Genomic DNA, 20,604 nt, shown 5'->3' on the forward strand with positions numbered 1-20,604 from the left:
CTAGCCATCTCAGCTAATTCGTATACTTTTCGGCCGTTTACATTGAAAATGCTGAGGAACTCTGCGGATTCAGCGCTTCCGGACTATTGCAGCGTTGCGGCACAGAGACGGAGACAAGCCCGTTTTTGCAGGCCATATATCCTGCTATCATAGTCATTCGTTAATTAAAGCAATTGCTCATACGTAAAGCTTGGGTAGCATCCCAGTACCCGAATCGAGCAGCCAATCGCTTCGATCTCTTCCAGCGCCGCAGGCAGCAGAACCGAATCAAGCGACATCTCTATCTCGATATAGAAGTAATAATTGCCCAGCTTCTTCTTCGTCGGGCGAGATTCAATCCGCGACAAGTTGATTCTCCGCCATGCAAAGGCGGACAACACTTGATGCAGCGCGCCCGGATAGTCCTCGGGCAGCGTGATCAGGATGCTGGTTTTAATGCGGTCCGACTTTTGGGCTGTATAAGGCTCGGAGCCGACCAGCATAAAGCGGGTATAGTTGTTGTCATGATCGGTAATCTCCGTCGCGAGCAAATCCAGTCCGTTATTCGCAGCGGCAATCCGGGTACCGATTGCCGCGATGCCTTCTCCCGGATGGTCACGCACGATGCGGACCGCCTCAGCGGTGCTGCTGACATGCTCCGTCTCCACGTTCGGCATATGCTCTCTTAGAAACTGGAGGCACTGAGCCATAGCGACAGGATGGCTAATCACTCTCTTGATGCGGGTGAAATCAAGCTCTCCCGCATCATTCAGCAGCTCCGACCGTCTGCTGATCAGATTCTGAATGGATGGATACACCCATTCCGCTTGCATAGGCAGATCGACCTCATGAACCAGCCAATCCATATGAAGGCTTACGGAGCCCTCAATTGTATTCTCAATAGGAATGACGCTGTAATCGCTAATTCCATTGACCGTTGATTGGAATACATCCGCTATGAGCCGATGATGCTTCCACTCGACCCGGTCTTCACCGGCAAACAAATGTTTAGCCGCTTCATCCGATACAGAGCCGGCCGGCAGCAAAGCTATGGTTTTCATGCTATGATTTCTCCTTTAATCCGATCCAGCAGCGTTGCCGAATCTCCAAATCCCGCCCCGCTGCTGACTGGTCTTTCCTCCACCGTCACGACAGGACCGCTTGTACATGGCGAGAGCCACAATGTCTCCGCGTCGATACCTTCCTTTGCAAGCGTCCCCTTGAGGAAGCCCTCCAGCTCCGTCTTGTCCGGGCTGTCCGCATCGACGAATGCAATCAGCGTAGGCCCAGCCCCGCTGAGCGCCGCACCCAGCGCGCCAAAGTCGGCGGCGCGCTCCAAGATCTCCGCCATGCCGGGAATAAGCGCTGCACGATAGGGCTGGTGCAGCCGATCCTGCATCGCATGGCGGATCAGGCCGAGCTCGCCGCTAGCCAAAGCCGCGACGAGCAGCGAGCTGCGGCCGACATTGAAGACAGCGTCGGCCATGGCAATCTGAGAAGGCAGCGCATGGCGAGCCTTCTCCGTCGACAACTGGAACGCTGGGATAGCTACCAGCGTCTCCAGTCTGCTATTCGGCTCGATCCGCACATGCTGCGCCTCCGAGCCGTCCCAAGCGGATACGACAATGCCGCCGAACAGCGAGGCGCCGACATTGTCGGGATGCCCCTCCAGCTCCGTTGCAAGCTGGAACAGCTTTTGATCGCTGAGCGGACTGCCGATCAGCGCGTTGGCTGCGACCAGTGCGCCGACGATTGCCGTAGCGCTGCTGCCGAGACCGCGTGCCAGCGGAATATCGCTGTACATAGCGATACGCAGCTCCGGCACCTTCACGCCGGCTTCTTTGAATACCAGCTGCGCTACTTTGTAGATCAGATTGGATTTGTCCTGTGGCAAGCCGTCCATACCGTCGCCATACAGCTGGAACGACGTCTCGCCTGAGACAGACTCCGACATTTCAATCCAGGCATACAAGCTAAGTGCCATGCCTAATGTATCGAAGCCGGGGCCAAGATTAGCTGTGCTTGCAGGTACTTTTACAATAACTTTGCGATCATTCATCTGCTTATCCTTCCACCCTGTACACGCTCTTCACTTTATAAACGACATCCAGCGATTCGAATGTAGCGAGCACCTTCTGGACAGCGGCTTTGCTTGCGTCATGCGTAATGATGATAATTTCCGCTTCCGGATTCGTAGGATTCGGCTGCTGCAGAACGGACTCCAGGCTCACTTCGGATTCCGCAAACACTTGCGTAATACGAGCGAGCACGCCCGCACGGTCAGCTACATGAAGCAGCATGAAGTATTTCGATGAAATCTGCTCGTCAGTCTTCAGCTTCGTCTCCTTGTATGCAATACCGCTTTGCTTGCCGTTTACGCCCAGCTTCAAGCTTTTCACGACGGCTACCAAGTCCGCAACGATGGACGTTGCTGTAGGCAGCTCGCCCGCTCCCGCTCCGTAGAACATCGTTTCGCCAACCGCTTCGCCGTACACATACACTGCATTGAACACGCCGTTGACGGACGCGATCGGATGCGAATGCTTCACCATCGTAGGCTGCACGCTGATGCTGATCAGATCATCCTGACGCTCCGCGATGCCCAGCAGCTTCAATTCATAGCCAAGACGCTTCGCGTACAGGATATCTTCTTTGCTGACCGCGGAGATGCCCTTGGCCGACACATCTTCAAGCTTCACGTTCGTGCGGAAGCCGAGCGTCGCCAGAATCGTCATCTTGCGAGCAGCGTCCAACCCTTCCACGTCAGATGTCGGATCGGATTCAGCATAACCAAGCGCTTGCGCTTCCTTCAGCACGTCGGCGTAGGCTGCACCCTCCTGGCTCATTTTCGTCAGGATATAGTTGGTTGTCCCGTTCACAATCCCCATGATTTTCGTAATCCGATCGGAAGAGAAGCCTTCTACCAGCGTACGGAGAATTGGAATGCCGCCTGCTACGCTTGCCTCATACAGTACATCACAGCGATGCTCCTTCGCCTTGGCCAAAATTTCCGGACCATGCAGCGCCATCAAATCCTTATTCGCCGTTACTACATGCTTGCCCAGTGAGAGCGCTTCAAGAATGTATTCCTTTGTTTGACCGATGCCGCCCATGACTTCAACGATTACATCGATATCCGGGTGGCGGATAACCTCCCACGGGTCCTCCGTCAGCTTATCCTGCGATATCGAAATATTTCGCGACTTGCTCTTGTTTTGCACAAGCACCTTCTCGATGAGAATGGGAGATCCCACTTGGCTTTGCAAATCTTCCTGATGCGCCTCTACGATGCGTACGACGCCTGTCCCGACTGTACCGAGCCCTAGCAAACCTACTTTAACCGGCTTCATATATTCCCTCCGTTGCCTATTAGTTATCCTCGTCCGATGATGGACGCTTTGCGTACGCCCGATTGGCGGCGAAGCAGCTCTATCAGCTCTGTTGCGTCACCCGCGACCTGCGAGACATCGATGGATAGCACAACGTTCGCGAATCCCTGCAAGGGGATGCTCTGATTCATCGTCAGCACGTTGCCTTCCTGACTGGCTACCAGCGCAAGCACGCTCGACAGCACCCCAGCCCGATGCTCCAAATCCATGGACACGGTAATAATCCGCTCTTGCGCAATTTCATTCAACTCGTATACGCCATCCTTATACTTATAGAAGGCGCTGCGGCTAAGCCCTGCCCGCTCTACGGCCTCATGTACGGTTGCCGCGCTCCCGTTGCTGAGGAGCGTCTTCACCAGTATGGTTTTCTGTATCGCTTCCGGTAAAATATCCTCCCGAACGACAAAATAGCGATCAGCCATCCCAGTCCTCCTCAAAAAGACAATTGTACACCTATAGTGGACATTATATCGAAATCCTGAGCATGCGGCAATAGGCTGGAAAGAAAAAAGACGACTTTCGTCGTCTCTTCCCCTTAATCGTATGGATTGTAGTCGCTTCCTTCAAAAAATTCAAAAGCAAAATCCGCTACCCGTACCATGTCTCCGTCCTTGGCTCCCGCTTTACGAAGTGATTCGTCTACGCCGAGCTTCCTCATAATGCGGGCGAACCGCATGACCGCATCGTAAGAATTCAGATTCATCCGCTTCATCATGCGGGCGATGCCTTCGCTCTCCACCACAAACACCTCGTCTTCGCGGTGGATCGTGAAGGTAATGTCTTCCTTCTTCTCGTAGCTGTATACCTTGCGCTCTTCGATCTCCTTGACCTCTTCGATCTCCGTTTGCACAGCAACTGTATCCAGCACGTCAGCCGCTTTGTACAGCAGCTCCTGAATGCCTTGCTTGGTCAGCGAAGAGATCGGCACGATCTCGTATACACGCTCGCTGCCGGACTGCTCCAGCTGCTGCTTGAACAGCTCGAGCTGCTCTGCCGCCTCCGGCATGTCCATTTTGTTAGCCGCGATAATCTGCGGACGTTCTGCCAGCTTATCATTGTAAAGCGACAGCTCCGCATTGATTTTCTGCCAATCATCGTAAGGATCTCGTCCTTCCGAGGCAGCCATGTCGATGACATGGATAATAACGCGTGTGCGCTCTACGTGTCGAAGAAATTCATGGCCAAGTCCAACGCCCTCATGTGCGCCTTCAATTAGCCCGGGCAAGTCCGCCATAACGAAGCTGCGGCCGTCGCCTACATCGACAACGCCCAAATTCGGCGTAATCGTCGTAAAGTGATACGCGCCAATCTTCGGCTTCGCGCCGGATACGACCGACAGAAGCGTGGACTTGCCAACACTTGGGAAGCCGACCAGTCCAACATCCGCCATCACCTTCAACTCCAGCACGACCCAGCGCTCCTGGCCCTCCTCTCCGTTCTCGGAGATATATGGCGCGGGGTTAGTTGCTGTAGCAAACCGGATGTTGCCGCGTCCGCCGCGTCCACCCTTCGCCACGACAACCTGCTGGCCATGGCGAGTCAAATCCGCGATAATCTCCCCAGTGTCATCGTCAATGATGACTGTTCCAGGAGGGATGCGGACAATCGTGTCCTCCGCACTCGCTCCGTGCATCCCCTTGACCTTGCCGCGTTCTCCCCGCTGCGCTTTGAAGTGCTTCTGATACCGGAAGTCCATCAGCGTGCGCAAGCCTTCATCTACACGGAAAATCAGGTCGCCCCCATGGCCGCCGTCGCCGCCGGCCGGGCCCCCGTTCTCCACATATTTTTCGCGACGGAACGAGACGATACCGTCTCCGCCGTCTCCGCCTTTTACAAAAATTTTCGCCTTATCGACAAACATGTCTTGCCTCCGTTCAGGCGCGCATTTCCGCCCTTAGCAGCACTTTGGAGAAGCTCTGCACGGAGCCGACAGGCTTCAGCGGCGCACCCTCCAACTGCTGTTTTATTTTTTGACTCCATTGATGTTCATTCATCAGTTCGCCTTCATAATAAAACGATGCATACAGCGCTTCCTCATCTGCGCTCAATTCCAGCTTCAACACAGACAAAGCCGCACTGTCTGACTTGACTGCGAACCGATAAGCATTGATCGTATGTATGATCGTCTCCGCAACAGCCTCTCCATCCAGAGACAGCTCGTTCAAATGAAGGTCTCCCTTTATATCCACTTCCAGTGAGAGCGAATTAGTGATGGTTCTAAAGGATTGGATAAAACTGATTAACGATGGAGATCCAAGCTTCGAGATGGCGCTTTCGGCGGCCATTCTATCTCTTATTTTCTCCACATACCCGATCGTCTTATCCAACTTGCCCATTCTGGCGTAGCCGAACAGGACCTGCAAGTCGTTCATCCAATCGTGGCGATGATGATTCAAGGTGCGAATACCAGCATTCTGCATGGCTCCGATCGTTCTTGCGAGCCGTTCCTGATGTTCCTTGCGCTCCTCGCGAATCCAGTACGCCGCACATGCGACAAGCCAGATGAGGAGCAAGGCGTTCAGCCAGACCTTGCCCGGCCAGATCAATGTGGCGCTTCCCGGCAGCAAGATGGATGCCGCCGCGTAATGCTTCGCTGTCCTAAAGCGTCCCATTCGCAAGAACCTACCTTCACCCTAATGTACTAGCTCATCCAGTATACCATGGCTATCCAGCTTGGTCATCTCCCTAAATAACAAAAGCCCCGGGCCTAGCAATGCCGGCCGGGGCTTTATCGAAATACAAGTCGTATAGGTTTCGCACTTATACCGGGCTTCTATTTCGCCGCAAAACGTACGCTGCGCCGTCTTAGAAGACGACGCCAGCCGCTTACGTTTCTGTCTTAAGCTTCTACTGCCGCAGCTACTGGAGCTTGAGCAACAGGGTATACGCTCACTTTTTTGCGATCGCGTCCAAGGCGCTCGAATTTCACGACGCCGTCCACTTTTGCGTACAGTGTGTCGTCTTTGCCGATTCCCACGTTCGTGCCTGGGTGGATCTTCGTTCCGCGTTGACGGAACAAGATGCTTCCTCCAGTAACGGTTTGACCGTCAGCACGCTTAGCGCCAAGACGCTTGGAGCGGGAGTCGCGTCCGTTCTTTGTGGAACCTACACCTTTCTTCGAAGCGAATAGCTGAAGATTCAGTTTCAACATAGTGTATCCCTCCTTCTTAAGTTGTTGCCTTGCCGATTGGAGCAGCTTATTGCAGCCGCTCCTGTATAACGACGTGCTTGCCGTATGATGTAGCGATCGTCTCGAGCATAACCGCCATCGATTCAAGCAGCAGCTGCATACGTCCATCCGCTTCCGCGTCGGGCAGAACCGGAATATCCGAAGACAGCCAGCCGTTCTTCATCGTGTACGGGAGCTCGATCCCCGCCAATGTCTCAATCGCATTCACCGTGCCGACCGATACCGCCGACACGCCGGCGCAGACAATATCCTTGCCGGGCTTCGCATATTTAGCATGTCCTTCGACCGCAAATGATACGATGCGTTTGTCAGTCTCATTGCGAACAATCGTAACGGTAATCATAGAAGAATCCTCTTACGCTTGGATTTTCTCGATTGTTACTTTTGTGTAAGGCTGACGATGACCTTGCTTACGACGGTAGTTCTTTTTGGCTTTGTATTTGTAAACGGTGATCTTTTGGCCTTTGCCGTGTTTCTCGACTTTGCCAGTTACCGTTGCGCCGGATACAACCGGAGCGCCAGTAACCAATCCGTCCTTGCCAGATACGGCCAGTACGCGATCGAACGTTACGTTTTCGCCTTCGTTGCCGTCCAGTTTCTCGATGTAGATTACATCGCCTTGCTGAACTTTGTATTGCTTGCCGCCAGTTTCGATAATTGCGAACATTGTGGTGCACCTCCTTATTTTCGAAGACTCGCCTGATGTAGGTGGCGCAAGGCCGAAGCCTGCACGCTTATGTACCTGATCGGAGCGGTACCTGTACATTCCTACCAGATGATACGGAACATACACCCAAACAGTTTATCACAACCGTCAATCTATTACAAGCTATTTCATTAGGATGATAGGAACAGCTTCAAGAGTCGCCTAGCTGCCGCGTCCGCAGGTTTTGCATGCGCCGTTCATCTGGCGAATCGCATTGTCTCTCGCCTTCTTGCGCGTCAGCTCCATCAGCCCAAGCCTTGTCCAACCGACGATGGTGCATTTGGTGCCGTCACGCCTTGCTTCCTCCATCATTTTGGATAAAATTTTACTCTTGCTGTCATCCTGCTGCATATCGATAAAATCTATCACGACAATGCCTCCGACATCCCGTACGCGAAGCAGCCTGGATATAAGTTCAGCAGCTTCCAGATTGGTGCGGAAGACGGTATCCTCCAGATTATCCGTTCCCGTGTACTTGCCCGTGTTGACATCAATGACGGTGAGCGCTTCGGTCTCTTCCCAGATCAGATAGCCGCCGTTTCTCATCGGAATGCGTCTGCCGAACGCTTCTTCGATCTGCGCGGATACGCCAAACGCCTGGAACAATCCGCCGGGATTGCCATCCGGTTCATACAGGCGAAGCCGATCCTTCAGCGCAGGTGCCATGTCCGCCAGCAGCCTCGATGCTTCGTCGAATCGCGACGGGCCGTCGATCCAGACTTCATCGATGTCCAGCATGAGCGAATCGCGCACGACACGATGCATGAGTCCGGCCTCGCTATGGAGCATCGCCGGCGCCTTTGCTTCGGCAGCCCGTCCTTCTACAGACCGCCACAGCTCGCGGAGCTTGCCCACGTCCGCATCCAGCGACTCTTCGCCCTCGCCTTCTGCTGCTGTTCTCATGATGATGCCTTCATCATCGTGGCGGAGCCGCTCGCCAAGCATCCGCAGGCGCTCCCGTTCCGCTTCGCTGTCGATTCGTTTGGATACTCCGACGTAGTCTGCGCTCGGCATATAAACCAGCCATCTTCCCGCCAGGTTGAAGTGGGTTGTTACACGCGCTCCCTTGCCTCCAAGCGGGTCCTTCACAACCTGCACGACGAGCTCCTGTCCCGGCCATGCTATATCGGCAATCGCCGGCTTCTGCTTAGGCTGCTTGTCTGCATGAGGATGAAGCATATCATCGATGTACAAAAATGCATTTTTGCCCAGCCCGATATCCACAAAGGCCGCTTCCATGCCCGGCAGCACATTCACGACCCTGCCCTTGTACACATTGCCGACGAGGCTCCCGCCGCCGGATCTCTCCATAAAAAACTCATCCAGACAGCCGTCCCGCAAAACCGCCGTTTGCAGCGCATCCCCTTCAATATGCATCAGCAATTGTTTCATCCATACCGTCCCTCCCAGCAAGCCTTTTCTCTAGTTTAACTGAAAAGCTCGCTCACTGCACGATGCGGGCTAAGTCCCGACAAGCAGCCTTCTACGATCTTGCCCTCCGCAAGCACCAGCAAGCCAGGCTCAGTGGGATCCTTCACATAGACCAGATGATAGCGCTCCCTGCTGAAGAGCTTGGCGACAGACAGAATCGACTGCGTGCCGTTCACAATGAGCGGGCTGACCGACTTGCCCTGGTCCGCCGCATCATCAGCAGCATTGCTGCGATGCGTCAGGAATCGATAGAACAAATAGGGGATATTGCGTTGGTATGTCCAGTTCGTGAGAAAGAGAAACACGCCGACAATAAAGAGATTGAGCTGAATGCCTCCCCCACTAAGGAGAGGAAGAAAAGCGCCTGTCAGCATGAAGGTACTGAATACCAGGCTAAGACGTGCAGACCAGACCAGCATCCGGTAATAATTCGTCATATAGCTGAGAAGCGACTGCAGCAGCTTTCCCCCGTCCAGCGGGTAGATCGGCAGCAGATTGAACAAGGCAATCATAAGGTTGGCCCCGCCCACATATTGAGCCCATGCCTCATCCCAGATGCCAGTCGCGCCAAGCCCCCAAGCGAGCGCCCCCATCCACACATTTTGCAGAGGTCCCGCGAGAGCCACAATCGCATCCTCCTTGGCCGAGATGCCGCCTGCCTCCTCGACTTCCGCTACGCCTCCGAAGGGAAGAAGCTTTACCTCCCTGATCGTCCAGCCGAATCCTTTGGCAACGACGACATGCCCTAGTTCATGAACCAATACGATAATAAAAAGCGTAAGCAGCTCGGCAAAATATCCCGTAATGGCGGATGCAAGCATCACGATCACGAATAAGGGATGAATCGACCAGCGTATGCCCCCCCATTTAATCAATCGGTATCACGTCCAGCGGATCCATGTACCTGTCCTTCTGCTTCACCGCGATGTACAGGAAGCTGTGGCCGTCATGCCCGGCGGGCTGCAGCTTGCCGATGGTCTGTCCCGCTTCGACCCAATCGTTGACGGCTACATTCACCGCTGCCAGCTTGCCGTATATGGTCGTCCGTTCATTGGCATGCTGGATCAGGACGCTGTCCCCCTGGGGCGAGACTTGAATGACCCTGCCCGTCTCCACTGCCGCGACAGCCGCTTCCGGGTCGCCTGCCAATTCTACGCCGTTCAGCAAGTCCGCGAATGTCCGGACCACCGTCGCATTCTCTAATGGCGATACAACCGGCTGCTTGGGCTGACCGTCAACAAGTGTCGCCTGGCCGCCATTGCCTCCGAATATCGGAATAAAGGATGGCGCTCCCGCAAATACATCTTTGTACCAAGCTGCTACCGATTCAAAATCAATCTCGCTGGACATCGATTCCGTTACAAAAGCCTGTCCTTTGGCTGTCCAGGGATATTCGGCTTCGAACATTGCCCAAATCCCACCAAACAATGCTACTGATATCGCAAATTTCCATGCCAATTCATTACGAAATCTTTTCCATCCGCTTGTCCCTGGCGGATCAAAATCATCCGTATGCTGCGATTTCACATAGCTTCGAGCTCGACCCGGCTGCCGCTCTTCGTCCCAGGCAGCCCACGGATTCGGATTTTGCTTCCATGCCAGCTCCGGATCAAGCGATCTCGTCTTGCCTTTGTCCGAAACGGAAGCTCCCGCAGGTGATCGCATAGACTTGTCAACGCTGCTCTTCGGCACCAGCTCCTCTTGCAGCGGTGCGACGGCATTCATGTTGCTTCCTGAGTCGGAGCTCCATTCACTGGCTTGTCTGTTCGGCCCATTGTCCGACGATTCATTATAATGATGGAGCAGACTTCTAATTTTCTCATGCCTGCGCTGCTTCACGTCATCTCTAAGTCCCATGGCTTGTCCTCCCCGAATCGGCGGCCCTTCATCTTGCCGCCCATATCTCTCCTCTCATAATTATGAGAGGAAGAAGACAAGTATTCGCACGCACCTGCACGATACTAAAAAAGCATCGTCTGCCAGAGCGGAACTCCGGCAAGCGATGCTTTGTTGGTCCTTTGTTAATTATCGGCCAGCTCATATACTTCCTGGTGGGCCTTAATGCTGAATACCAATCCGATTGACAGCATATTGAGCAGAAGCGATGTGCCGCCATAACTAATGAATGGAAGCGTAATCCCCGTAATTGGCATTAATCCGATCATCATGCCGATGTTCTGGAAGATTTGGAATACGAACATGGAGACAACCCCGATGACAATGAATGAGGCTCGCCTGTCATAACACTTGAAGGCAATCATAATCATTCGATAGATCAAGAGGAAATAGAGAAGTAACAGCACAGCCGCACCCTGGAATCCGAACTCTTCCCCTATCACAACGAAGATGGAATCCGAATACGTGTATGGAACGAACCCCCCATTTTTCATGTCGCCTTGCAGGAAGCCGTCACCATTAAGACCGCCCGACCCGATAGCGATCTGCGCATTCAGCGACTGACGCCGCGCATCCGCGCTGGCTTCGCTTGGATTAATGAAGGTATTAATGCGTTCATACCAGTGCGTCTTCTTATGTCCTTCCAAATAATCTTTGATTTCCGTGTTGAAGCTGTTGAACAGAAAGACGAACAGCATAATACTGCCTACGACAATCGCAAGACCGATCGCGACATGCGAATATTTGATATTGCCTATCCACAACATACCGATCACGATAACCAGATAGATAATCGCATTGCCCAAGTCAGGCTGAATCATAACAAGCAGAAACGGCAGGAATACAAAAGCGCCGATCGTCAATATATCGTTCGTAAAATTCAGCTTATCGCCCTGCCGTCTGCCCATAATGTATGCAATCCCGATGATCAAAATGATTTTCATCATTTCCGCCGGCTGGAAGTTAATGGATTCTCCAAGCTTGAACCATCCTTTGGCGCCGTTAATCTCTGCTCCGACGAAATAGACCAGGATGAGCAGCGCAACGCCAATGCCGTAAAACACATACCAGAACTTCAGCACGATGCGATAGTCGAACAGTACAGATACAATCGCAACAACAAAACCAAGGCCAAAGAAGACCAACTGCTTCATATCGTTATTGTGATACATCGGATTGTTGGCCGTGGCGCTGTGTATCACCAAGGAGCTAATGGCCATTAGACACATCAGAATGATCAGTATGCCCCAATCCAGCTTTTTCAGTTTGTTAAGCACAAGGCAATCATCCTATTCCAAGGAACTTGCGGAATCGCTTGAAGGCACCCGCCTTTTCGTCCAGCAGCATAAGCGGTACCATATCGCCCAGAATGCGGCGCGCAATATTACGGTAAGCAATAGCTGCCCGCGAAGCCGGATTCATGACGGTAGGCTCTCCGCTATTGGCCGCAGATATGACTTTCTCATCATCCGGCACAATCCCCAATAAATCAATGGCTAATACTTGGCATATCTCATCAATATCAAGCATTTCTCCGTTCTTCATCATCGACTGGCGAATACGGTTAATAACAAGCTTGGATGGAATCTTCTCGCCCTCCAGCAATCCGATAACACGATCCGCGTCACGAACGGCGGCATTCTCCGGCGTCGTCACCACAATCGCGCGGTCAGCTCCCGCAATTGCATTCCGGAAACCATGCTCGATGCCTGCCGGGCAATCGATGATCACATAATCATGATCCTGCTTCAGCTCCAGTACCATACTACGGATCTGATCCGGCTTGACGGAATCCTTATCCTTTGTCTGAGCAGCGGGGAGCATATACAGCTCATCGAACCGCTTGTCTTTGACAAGCGCTTGACTCAGGCGGCAGCGCCCTTCCGCTACATCCACCAGATCGTATATAATCCGATTCTCAAGGCCCATTACAACATCCAGGTTGCGAAGCCCGATATCGGTATCAACCATGCATACTTTTTTGCCGAGCAGCGCCAACGCTGTTCCAATATTGGCCGAGGTCGTCGTTTTGCCTACTCCGCCTTTGCCCGATGTTACCACGATCGCTTCTCCCATGCTCTACACTCCTTTAAACATTATAGGATTATGCCTGATTCGGAATAATTGAGATAGCTTGTCGATCTGCATCTGACCTTCTTCCAAATAAGCGAATTCCATCGCAGCGTCTCCGGTCAGCCATTCCTCAGGCGGTCTGCTGACAACATCCGCTATACGCAGCTGCGTCGGCCTCATAAGAGACGTCGCAATGACGACATCCGTCCGCCCCGCTACACCGGCATGAGCCATTCCCCGTAGCGCGCCCAGCACATAAATATCCCCTGTACACAACAAGGTGCCTCCCGGATTCACGTCGCCGATCAGCAAGAGATTGCCGTCATGCTCCAGCGTTTGTCCCGAGCGCACGATGGACGTGATGACATGAAGTTTGGATGTGTTCGATGTATGGTCCAAGGGCTCCGGCAAATCTGATTCCATCGATCCGATGATTAGATTGCCTTGAGCTCGGATAATGCTTGCAAGCTGCTCCTTCTGCTCATCGTTTGCCATTCGCGAACCCAGCTTGACATGAATATGGACAAGCGGTCCGGTCAGCAGTTGCTGGTGAGTTTTCTCGAGCTTATATTGCAGTTCGGCTAGCAATGCTTCGAATTCGCATTGATCGTCGAGAAGGAACAACAGACCTTCCTTGACGCCTTTTATCATGATATGTTGCTTCTCGGTCACAACCGTCCCTCCCCAACCTAATGAATTCTTGCTAGCCGTGCCGAATTCCTGCATTTGCACGTCGATTTATTCTTCTTCGCTATCAGGCAAAGTCTTGCTGCGGGATTCGAATATGCGTCTGACCGGAATATAGCAAGCAAGCGCGAACGCGAGTTGAAGAAACAAGCTTGGCAATATATGATTCAGCAGCGCCCATGCGTAGGCAGCATCGGTAATCCGGAATACTTTGTAGATATAGAACAATGCCGTATCGTATACGATACAGGCGAAGCCGATGACCGTCAGCGCCATCATCACCGTCACGCGCTTGCGCTCCAGCAGCACGCCTGTGAAATAGCCGATCAGACCCATCATGAAAAAATGTCCGCCGATCAAATGCCCGTAATAGATCAAATCCTGCAGCAAGCCAAAACCCGCACCCAGCATCAATGCCTGGTGGCGACTGCCGTAAAGAGCTGAATAAAGCACAATGACGAAAATAAAGTGCGGAATGATCCGATCCCCAAACCCTGTCGGTATAATCCAAGGCATTATGGCGCCTTCAATTAAAAATAGCAGCAGCATGAGGCCAATAATCCGATTCATGCTCATTCCTGGTCCTCCGGTGACTCCGGAGGCTGAACGACAAATACCTCCGTCAGGTGATCGAAGCTTGCCGCCAACTTAACCGAGGCGGTATATGTCAGGCCGAAATCGCCAACCTGCTTTGTCTCCACAGTACCGACGCGAAGTCCGCGCGGATATACGCCGCCAAGACCAGATGTAATGACCGTATCGCCGATCTCCATCTTGTCGGTCTCCGCAATCTTCGTCATGACCAGCATGCCGGTATCGCGGTTGTAGCTGCTCAATATGCCGAAGGATTCATTCTCCCGCCCCTCAATAGTAGCGGCAATGGAATTGAATGTAATCGATACTTCATTCAGCTCAGTAATCGGTGTAATAGCCGCCGTATAAGGCGTGACAGAGCTGACCAAGCCGATCAGTCCGTCGACCGTCGTCACCGCCATATTCGGTTTAATGCCGTGTTTCGAGCCCAGATTAATGTTCATCGTGCGGTTGTTCGCATCGTTGTTGACGGATATTACCTGTGCGATCAAATAGTTATAGTTGTACATCTGCTTCTGTTGCTCCGTGAAATTAAGCAATTGCTGCAGCCGCTCGTTCTCTTTCTGAATAAAATTATAGTCCACCTTGTCTCGGGCGTAAGCAGCCGCGGTCAGGCGAAGCTGCTCATTCTCTTCATAGATTTGGCGAAGATTTCCGATATCCTCAAAGAAGCCCGCTATATAACCAGCGGGCTTGTAGAACCATTGCTGAACGTAACCGGTCGTATCTTTTAGAAACTTCTCCGGCCAGGTCAGCTCCTTGCGATCACTTAATGAGAAGCCGATGATCGCAATGAACAATATCAACCCGATCATAAGCATGAATACTCGCTTATTCCTCATTAGATTAAACAGCCCGATCACCTGCCCATCCCTTATCCATTCCTGTTACTCGAAAACCGGTTTAGCGCTTGGAACGACCCGAAGAGCCTCTGTTCTTAAACAAATGGATGTTGTCAAGCGAACGGCCCGTTCCGATCGCCACGCAGTCCAGCGGGTTATCGGCTACGATAACCGGCATGCCTGTCTCGCGCTGCAGCAGCTTGTCGATATTCCGTAGAAGAGCTCCGCCGCCTGTAAGCACAATCCCTCTATCCATTATGTCCGCGGACAGCTCCGGCGGGCATTTCTCCAGCGTAATCTTGACCGCATCGACGATCGCATTAATCGTATCGGTCAGCGCATCCGTAATTTCATCCGATGTAATCGCGAGTGTTTTCGGAAGGCCCGATACCAAGTCGCGTCCGCGAATCTCAAGCGTCTCCGGTTTGTCCAGCTGAAGCGCCGATCCGATCTCCATCTTGAGCTGCTCCGATGTTCTCTCACCGATCATCAAATTATAGAGACGCTTGATATATTGAATAATCGCCTCATCCATCTCATCGCCCGCCACGCGGATCGAACGGCTGGTTACAATGCCGCCCAGCGAGATAACGGCAACCTCAGTCGTACCGCCGCCGATATCGACAACCATGCTGCCGGTCGGCTCCCATACGGGAAGATCAGCACCGATAGCTGCTGCGAACGGCTCCTCGATAATAAAAGCTTCGCGCGCGCCTGCTTGTTTGGCTGCGTCCTCTACCGCTCTCTGTTCGACTGCTGTAATCCCGGAAGGCACGCAGACCATCACGTTCGGATGACGCGGGAACAACGACCGCTGCTTCTGCGCGGAACGGATGAAATACTTGATCATCGTCGCCGTTGTATCGAAGTCTGCGATAACCCCGTCTTTCATCGGTCTGATAGCGCGGATGTTGCCCGGCGTTCTGCCGATCATTTTTTTAGCTTGTTCGCCAACTGCTTCGATTGTTTTTGTATCAGTACGCAGAGCCACCACCGATGGTTCTCTTACGACAATGCCTTTTCCTTTTACATAAACAAGAGTGTTTGCCGTACCCAAATCAATTCCCAAATCTTTCGAAAAGCTTCCAAACATGTTCTTGCTCCCTTCTCATTACGACAATCCCTTATATTATATTACAGATGGCCTAGCTCCTTCAAACTGACGAATCTGCCGTCTCCGATAACCAGGTGATCGAGCAGTTCAATTCCGACCAACTGCCCCGCTTCCGCCAATCTCCCTGTCAAGGAGATATCCTCCGGACTTGGCGCAGGATCGCCGCTTGGATGATTATGCGCGCATATAATAGACGCGCTGTTATATTTGATAGCTGCCCGGAACACTTCTCTTGGATGCACAAGCGATGCGTTAAGCGTTCCTACGGACAATGTTTCCCGGGCAATAATGTGGTTTTTGGTGTTGAGAAACATACATACAAAATGCTCTTTCTTGAGGTAACGAAGCTCTTCCATAATATAGTCGGCAGCATCCTTCGGCCTTCTCACCGTCGTGACATCGCCAAGCCTGCTCTTTGTAATACGCCGTCCAAGCTCGATCCCTGCACGTAGCTGTAGCGCCTTGGCCGGACCGACTCCGGATATAGCCGTCAATTCTTCCATGCTCATGTCCATCAAATTGCGCAGACTTCCGCATTGCTTCAGAATCGTGCTAGCCACATGAACGGCAGACTGATTCCTGGTACCTGTCCGCAATAATATTGCCAGCAATTCTGCATGGCTTAAAGCTTCAGCCCCATATGTCATCATGCGCTCTCTTGGACGTTCTTCATGGGGGACATCCCGCAAACCTGATGTATGCGCAACCATGTCCCTAACCTGCTTTCTTGTTCAGATAATCATTCTTCATTCAACGACACGACTCAGTCATACATTCGTTTAAACAACCCGAATGCCGTACTGCTCCAGCATATCGGACAATAACGACAATGGAAGGCCGACGACATTGAAGTAACAGCCTTCGATTTCTTCCACAAACGTAGATCCAAGTCCCTGAATGCCGTATGAGCCGGCTTTGTCCCGAGGCTCGCCAGTCGCCACATAGCGACTGATTCGCAAGGTGTCAAGCTCCTTCATTTTCACTTTAGTTCTCCGGCTGGCGACCAGCGTCTTGCCGGAATCTGCAGCGATGCAAACAATACCTGTAAAGACGTCATGCTGCCTGCCCGACAGCCTCCCCAGCATGCTTGCCGCTTCATCGTCGTTCCGCGGCTTGCCCAGAATATCTCCGTCCAGCGCCACGATTGTATCTGCAGCAATAACCAGATCGGAGGTTCCGACGGTCTTGTGCTCCCGTTCGCGTAGCATGGCCAGCGCCGCTGTCGCTTTGCGCAGACTCAGCTCCTCTACGGTTGCCTGCGGTGTCCAATGGTCCAGGACCGTCTCGTCCGCATCTGTGGACAAAATATAAACCGGCAAGGAAAGGTCCAAAGATGCGACCAGTTCCTTCCGGCGCGGTGACGATGAAGCCAATACGATCCGGCTTATCGGTTCAATTACATTCTGATTGGTTGTCATGCTACGTATTCTCCTTAGATTGCCTATCCAATCGCTATGATTCTCCAATTGCCGGACCGCGTACTACATCTTGCGATACAACCAGATAGCGAGTGCTGCCCCAACGATGCTGAACAGGCTCAATTGCAGCTTCAACGTGAAATCAAAGCTGAGCACATACAAGTCAAGCGCAGGCGACCAGGTTGCCACGATCGGCTTGGTCAAAAAAGACAGGCCTTGAACAGGTTCCAGCCAGCGGGCTACAAGAGCGCCAGCCACAAGTCCAAGCACGATAAATAAGAAAAGGATCCAGCCATTTTTCTTCATCGTTCCATCCCTTTCGCCACGAAATGACACCTGACTCTATTATACGCAGGTTGAACGCTCTTTACAATGCGCTCATAGAATCAAACCATTCTTTCTGGGCCAGTACGGCGCGCATCAAGGCTTCCTGAGCAGTCCATAGATTTGCTTTGGTCGTCGCCTTGTCATAAGCAAGCATCGCCTTGCCGGCATCCCCGATTGCGTCTGTCAGCTTGGCCAGCTGATCACCTTCCTTGCCGTCGCCAACCCCTTTTTTCATCGTCTCGGCAGAGGACTTCCATTCGCCAAGCTTGTCTTGCCATGCCTCGGATGCTGCTCCTCCAATGGGGGACAACTCGGCCTGCTCCAATTGCGTCACAATCAGAGACGACCACGCAGCAACCAGCGCATGCGTCCGGTCAAAGAACAGCTTTGCGTCATCTTCGCTGCCCGTGAAGGCAAGTCGATCCGGAAAAGCCAGCTTCAGCTCTTTTTTGTAGATCAACATATCGGGCATCTGGGCGGCCAGCACCCCTGCTTCCTTCTGGTTCAACGCTAGGCCCGCGTACACATAGTAGGAATCTCCCGAATGAATCGTGGCGCCCGGCAACCCTTTTGCCGCAAGCTGCTTAAGCGCTTCATCGCGTCCCTCGGTCCCCTTGAACACGCCGTATTGCAGTACCGAATACGCTTGTTCTCCGCCTAGACTAACTGTTGCAGCGGACACAGGATTATCCGGCTGCTGAGATGGCGGCGTCTTTGTCCCGGCATTCTCCTTGCCCACTTCACTAACGCCTCCGGTAACTGGAAGGTTCACAATCTCGTCCAGCGTGACGCCGTTTCCATCTGCAGACTCGCCGTTCTGTGAGCTTCCGGGCCATATTATGCCGCCCGTAAACAAGGTCAGAATAAAGTAACCAAACAGAGCGCCCGTCGCCAGGGCACCCGCAACCGACAGGAAGACATTGAACCAGGATGGCCCGCCTGATTTGCGGACAATAGGTCCTTCTTCATCCAGCATCGGCTGATGGCCGGGCTCGCGACCCCAATCATGTTCAGTCTCGCTTTCTCTCACTTCCGGAATGGATATTTCATGCTGCAGGGAAGACCATGGATCAGCCAGCTCGGGCTCCTGCCCTTCTATAGACTCCCGATCCGCGCTATCGTTCCTTCTTGCATTTCTTGCACCCGCTTGCGCCGCATGACCATGCTCCTCTGAACCTTCGGCAGAATCGCGGATCAACTTCTCCAGTGCACCGACATCTTCCTGGAAGGCGCTGTCCCATGGATGAGTGTCATCTATACCATTCGAAGCCACAGGCTGATATAAGGGGATTACATTGCCAGTTGGCGATTGTTTCCTCCGCAGCTCATCCATTCGCGGCTGTTTGACTTCCTTGCTGCCGATCTGCTGGCCTTGCTGATCAAAACGATAGGTTATCCGGTTGTTTGGCTTCATGTCCATCTCTCCTCGTCCCATTGTCTGCTATTAGTCTATGAAATGAAAAAGAGAGTTATGACCGGATAATGAGAGATTCGAAAAAAGAAGCGAGGCCGTCTATAGACAGCCTCGCTTCTTACATTCTTCGTTTTAAAGGATCAGGATGCGGAAGTCAAATATTTGGCCAAAGCGTCAGCCGCTTTCCAAATATCGCCGGCACCCATCGTGATCACCAGATCGCCTGGAGCGACCCGCTCCTTAAGCACGCTCAACACTTCTTCCTTGGTTGCGATATACTCCGCCTTGGCATGGCTGTTCTTGCGAATCAGCTCAACCAGCTTGCTGGATGTAACGCCTTCGATCTGCTTCTCGCCGGCCGGAGAGTAAATATCCGTTATGATAACCTCATCCGCTTCCGAGAATGATCTGCTGAATTGCTCGAACAGGAAGAACGTACGCGTATAGCGCTGCGGCTGGAATACGGCAATGATGCGTTTGCCTGTTGCCTTGGCCGCGCTGATGGTCGCCTGAATCTCTGTCGGGTGATGAGCATAATCGTCAATGACGAGAATATCATTCACTTCCCCGAGTACCTGGAACCGGCGCTTGGCTCCGCGGAAGGAGCTGATCGCCGCTTTGATCGCATCGAAATCAAGACCCGCCTCCAGACAAGTAATGACGGTCGCCATCGCGTTCGACACATTGTGAAGTCCCGGAACAGACAGCTCGATATTGCCGAGCAGCACGCCGTTCTTTAACATATTGAAGGATACCTTGCGGTCGCCAAGCACGACATCGTCCGCCTTGTACATCGCGTCCTCATGAATGCCGAACGTGACGAGCTGGGACGCTTCACGATCCGCGTCCTCCTTATAGATATGAGGCAGAAGCTCCCTTACCGTCTCACTGTCGACGCAGACGATCGCTTTACCGCCATCCTTCACCTGCTGAAGAAACTGCACGTAGGCAGCTTTCAGCTTCTCGAAGTCACCATCGTAATTTTCCAGATGATCCGGCTCAATGTTCGTGACTATCGCGATGGAGGGATGATACTGCAGGAAGGAGCCGTCGCTCTCATCCGCTTCCGCCACCACATATTCGCCTTTTCCAGCCTTGGCGTTTGTGCCAACGTTAACGATTTCTCCGCCGATAATGTAAGTAGGATCGGCTTTGCATGCTTCCATGACAAGTGCGATCATGGAGGATGTGGTCGTCTTGCCATGCGCTCCCGCTACGGCAACGCCTTTCCCCGCATTCATCAGCCTTGCCAGCATTTGGGCGCGATGCAGCACCGGAATATTGAGTTCTTCCGCCGCTCTGCGCTCCACATTGTCGCTCGTCAGAGCTGTCGAGTACACGACCAGATCGGCGCCTCGCACATGCTCTGGCTGATGGCCGATATAAATATCAGCCCCTTTTGCAGCTAGCTTCTCCGTAAGCTCCTGCCGCGCGACATCGGAACCGGTTACCTTATAGCCCATCTCCAGCATGACGCGTGCAATCGCGCTCATGCCGTAACCGCCGATCCCGATAAAATGAACGTGTTCTGCCGTATTCAAAGA

General features: G+C 52.8%; 23 protein-coding genes. All 23 read right to left on the reverse strand.

The window, feature by feature from the left end; all coding sequences use genetic code 11:
• Positions 1-164: 164 nt before the first annotated feature.
• The 23 genes from pheA to murC all read right to left on the reverse strand — a co-directional run bounded on the left by pheA (position 165) and on the right by murC (position 20,601).
• Positions 165-1,040 (reverse strand): prephenate dehydratase, encoded by an 876-nt coding sequence (gene pheA, locus D3P07_RS02870; protein ID WP_119798554.1) that lies wholly within the window; start codon positions 1,038-1,040, stop codon positions 165-167.
• Positions 1,037-2,038: a homoserine kinase gene (gene thrB / locus D3P07_RS02875; protein ID WP_119798555.1), complete on the reverse strand. Its 1,002-nt coding sequence runs from the start codon at positions 2,036-2,038 to the stop codon at positions 1,037-1,039. Before thrB ends, pheA begins: the two co-directional genes overlap by 4 nt.
• Positions 2,039-2,042: 4 nt before the next feature.
• Positions 2,043-3,329, reverse strand: coding sequence for a homoserine dehydrogenase (locus tag D3P07_RS02880; protein ID WP_119798556.1), 1,287 nt, complete (start codon positions 3,327-3,329; stop codon positions 2,043-2,045).
• Positions 3,330-3,352: 23 nt separating this feature from the next.
• On the reverse strand, positions 3,353-3,790 hold the full coding sequence (locus tag D3P07_RS02885) for an ACT domain-containing protein (protein ID WP_119798557.1): 438 nt from the start codon (positions 3,788-3,790) through the stop codon (positions 3,353-3,355).
• A gap of 113 nt (positions 3,791-3,903) precedes the next feature.
• A complete protein-coding gene (gene obgE, locus D3P07_RS02890; RefSeq protein WP_119798558.1) occupies positions 3,904-5,229 on the reverse strand; it encodes a GTPase ObgE in 1,326 nt (441 codons plus the stop codon).
• Between the two features lie 13 nt (positions 5,230-5,242).
• Positions 5,243-5,980, reverse strand: coding sequence for a Spo0B domain-containing protein (locus D3P07_RS02895; protein ID WP_119798559.1), 738 nt, complete (start codon positions 5,978-5,980; stop codon positions 5,243-5,245).
• A 227-nt stretch (positions 5,981-6,207) separates the two neighbouring features.
• The gene (rpmA, locus tag D3P07_RS02900; protein WP_119798560.1) at positions 6,208-6,519 is read right to left on the reverse strand and encodes a 50S ribosomal protein L27; all 312 of its coding nucleotides are present in this window, start codon (positions 6,517-6,519) and stop codon (positions 6,208-6,210) included.
• 46 nt (positions 6,520-6,565) lie between these two features.
• Positions 6,566-6,901 carry a ribosomal-processing cysteine protease Prp gene (locus D3P07_RS02905; protein WP_119798561.1) on the reverse strand — a complete coding sequence of 112 codons (336 nt, stop codon included), beginning with the start codon at positions 6,899-6,901 and terminating at the stop codon, positions 6,566-6,568.
• A gap of 12 nt (positions 6,902-6,913) precedes the next feature.
• Positions 6,914-7,225: a 50S ribosomal protein L21 gene (rplU, locus tag D3P07_RS02910; RefSeq protein ID WP_119798562.1), complete on the reverse strand. Its 312-nt coding sequence runs from the start codon at positions 7,223-7,225 to the stop codon at positions 6,914-6,916.
• 201 nt (positions 7,226-7,426) lie between these two features.
• Complete coding sequence (locus tag D3P07_RS02915) at positions 7,427-8,656, reverse strand: Rne/Rng family ribonuclease (RefSeq protein WP_259391314.1); 1,230 nt, start codon at positions 8,654-8,656, stop codon at positions 7,427-7,429.
• 35 nt (positions 8,657-8,691) lie between these two features.
• Positions 8,692-9,570, reverse strand: a complete 879-nt coding sequence (locus D3P07_RS02920; RefSeq protein ID WP_119798563.1) for a M50 family metallopeptidase — start codon at positions 9,568-9,570, stop codon at positions 8,692-8,694.
• A complete protein-coding gene (locus D3P07_RS02925; RefSeq protein WP_119798564.1) occupies positions 9,563-10,552 on the reverse strand; it encodes a M23 family metallopeptidase in 990 nt (329 codons plus the stop codon). Before D3P07_RS02925 ends, D3P07_RS02920 begins: the two co-directional genes overlap by 8 nt.
• A 164-nt stretch (positions 10,553-10,716) precedes the next feature.
• The gene (locus D3P07_RS02930; protein ID WP_119798565.1) at positions 10,717-11,868 is read right to left on the reverse strand and encodes an FtsW/RodA/SpoVE family cell cycle protein; all 1,152 of its coding nucleotides are present in this window, start codon (positions 11,866-11,868) and stop codon (positions 10,717-10,719) included.
• Between the two features lie 7 nt (positions 11,869-11,875).
• The gene (minD, locus tag D3P07_RS02935; RefSeq protein ID WP_119798566.1) at positions 11,876-12,667 is read right to left on the reverse strand and encodes a septum site-determining protein MinD; all 792 of its coding nucleotides are present in this window, start codon (positions 12,665-12,667) and stop codon (positions 11,876-11,878) included.
• Positions 12,668-12,670: 3 nt separating this feature from the next.
• Positions 12,671-13,315, reverse strand: coding sequence for a septum site-determining protein MinC (locus D3P07_RS02940; protein WP_259391356.1), 645 nt, complete (start codon positions 13,313-13,315; stop codon positions 12,671-12,673).
• Positions 13,316-13,402: 87 nt separating this feature from the next.
• Positions 13,403-13,927 (reverse strand): rod shape-determining protein MreD, encoded by a 525-nt coding sequence (gene mreD, locus D3P07_RS02945; RefSeq protein ID WP_119798567.1) that lies wholly within the window; start codon positions 13,925-13,927, stop codon positions 13,403-13,405.
• A complete protein-coding gene (gene mreC, locus D3P07_RS02950) occupies positions 13,924-14,787 on the reverse strand; it encodes a rod shape-determining protein MreC (RefSeq protein WP_182914153.1) in 864 nt (287 codons plus the stop codon). Before mreC ends, mreD begins: the two co-directional genes overlap by 4 nt.
• Before the next feature lie 61 nt (positions 14,788-14,848).
• Positions 14,849-15,880 carry a rod shape-determining protein gene (locus tag D3P07_RS02955; protein WP_119798568.1) on the reverse strand — a complete coding sequence of 344 codons (1,032 nt, stop codon included), beginning with the start codon at positions 15,878-15,880 and terminating at the stop codon, positions 14,849-14,851.
• A gap of 41 nt (positions 15,881-15,921) precedes the next feature.
• Positions 15,922-16,611, reverse strand: a complete 690-nt coding sequence (gene radC / locus D3P07_RS02960) for a RadC family protein (RefSeq protein ID WP_119798569.1) — start codon at positions 16,609-16,611, stop codon at positions 15,922-15,924.
• A gap of 69 nt (positions 16,612-16,680) precedes the next feature.
• Positions 16,681-17,319 (reverse strand): Maf family protein, encoded by a 639-nt coding sequence (locus D3P07_RS02965; protein ID WP_119798570.1) that lies wholly within the window; start codon positions 17,317-17,319, stop codon positions 16,681-16,683.
• Positions 17,320-17,382: 63 nt separating this feature from the next.
• Positions 17,383-17,625, reverse strand: a complete 243-nt coding sequence (locus D3P07_RS02970; protein WP_119798571.1) for a DUF4321 domain-containing protein — start codon at positions 17,623-17,625, stop codon at positions 17,383-17,385.
• A gap of 61 nt (positions 17,626-17,686) precedes the next feature.
• The gene (locus D3P07_RS02975) at positions 17,687-19,060 is read right to left on the reverse strand and encodes a hypothetical protein (RefSeq protein WP_119798572.1); all 1,374 of its coding nucleotides are present in this window, start codon (positions 19,058-19,060) and stop codon (positions 17,687-17,689) included.
• 140 nt (positions 19,061-19,200) lie between these two features.
• The gene (murC, locus tag D3P07_RS02980; protein WP_119798573.1) at positions 19,201-20,601 is read right to left on the reverse strand and encodes a UDP-N-acetylmuramate--L-alanine ligase; all 1,401 of its coding nucleotides are present in this window, start codon (positions 20,599-20,601) and stop codon (positions 19,201-19,203) included.
• Positions 20,602-20,604: the final 3 nt, after the last annotated feature.

It is taken from the genome of Paenibacillus sp. 1011MAR3C5 (genome assembly GCF_003591485.1).
In the GTDB taxonomy this organism is placed as follows: domain Bacteria; phylum Bacillota; class Bacilli; order Paenibacillales; family Paenibacillaceae; genus Pristimantibacillus.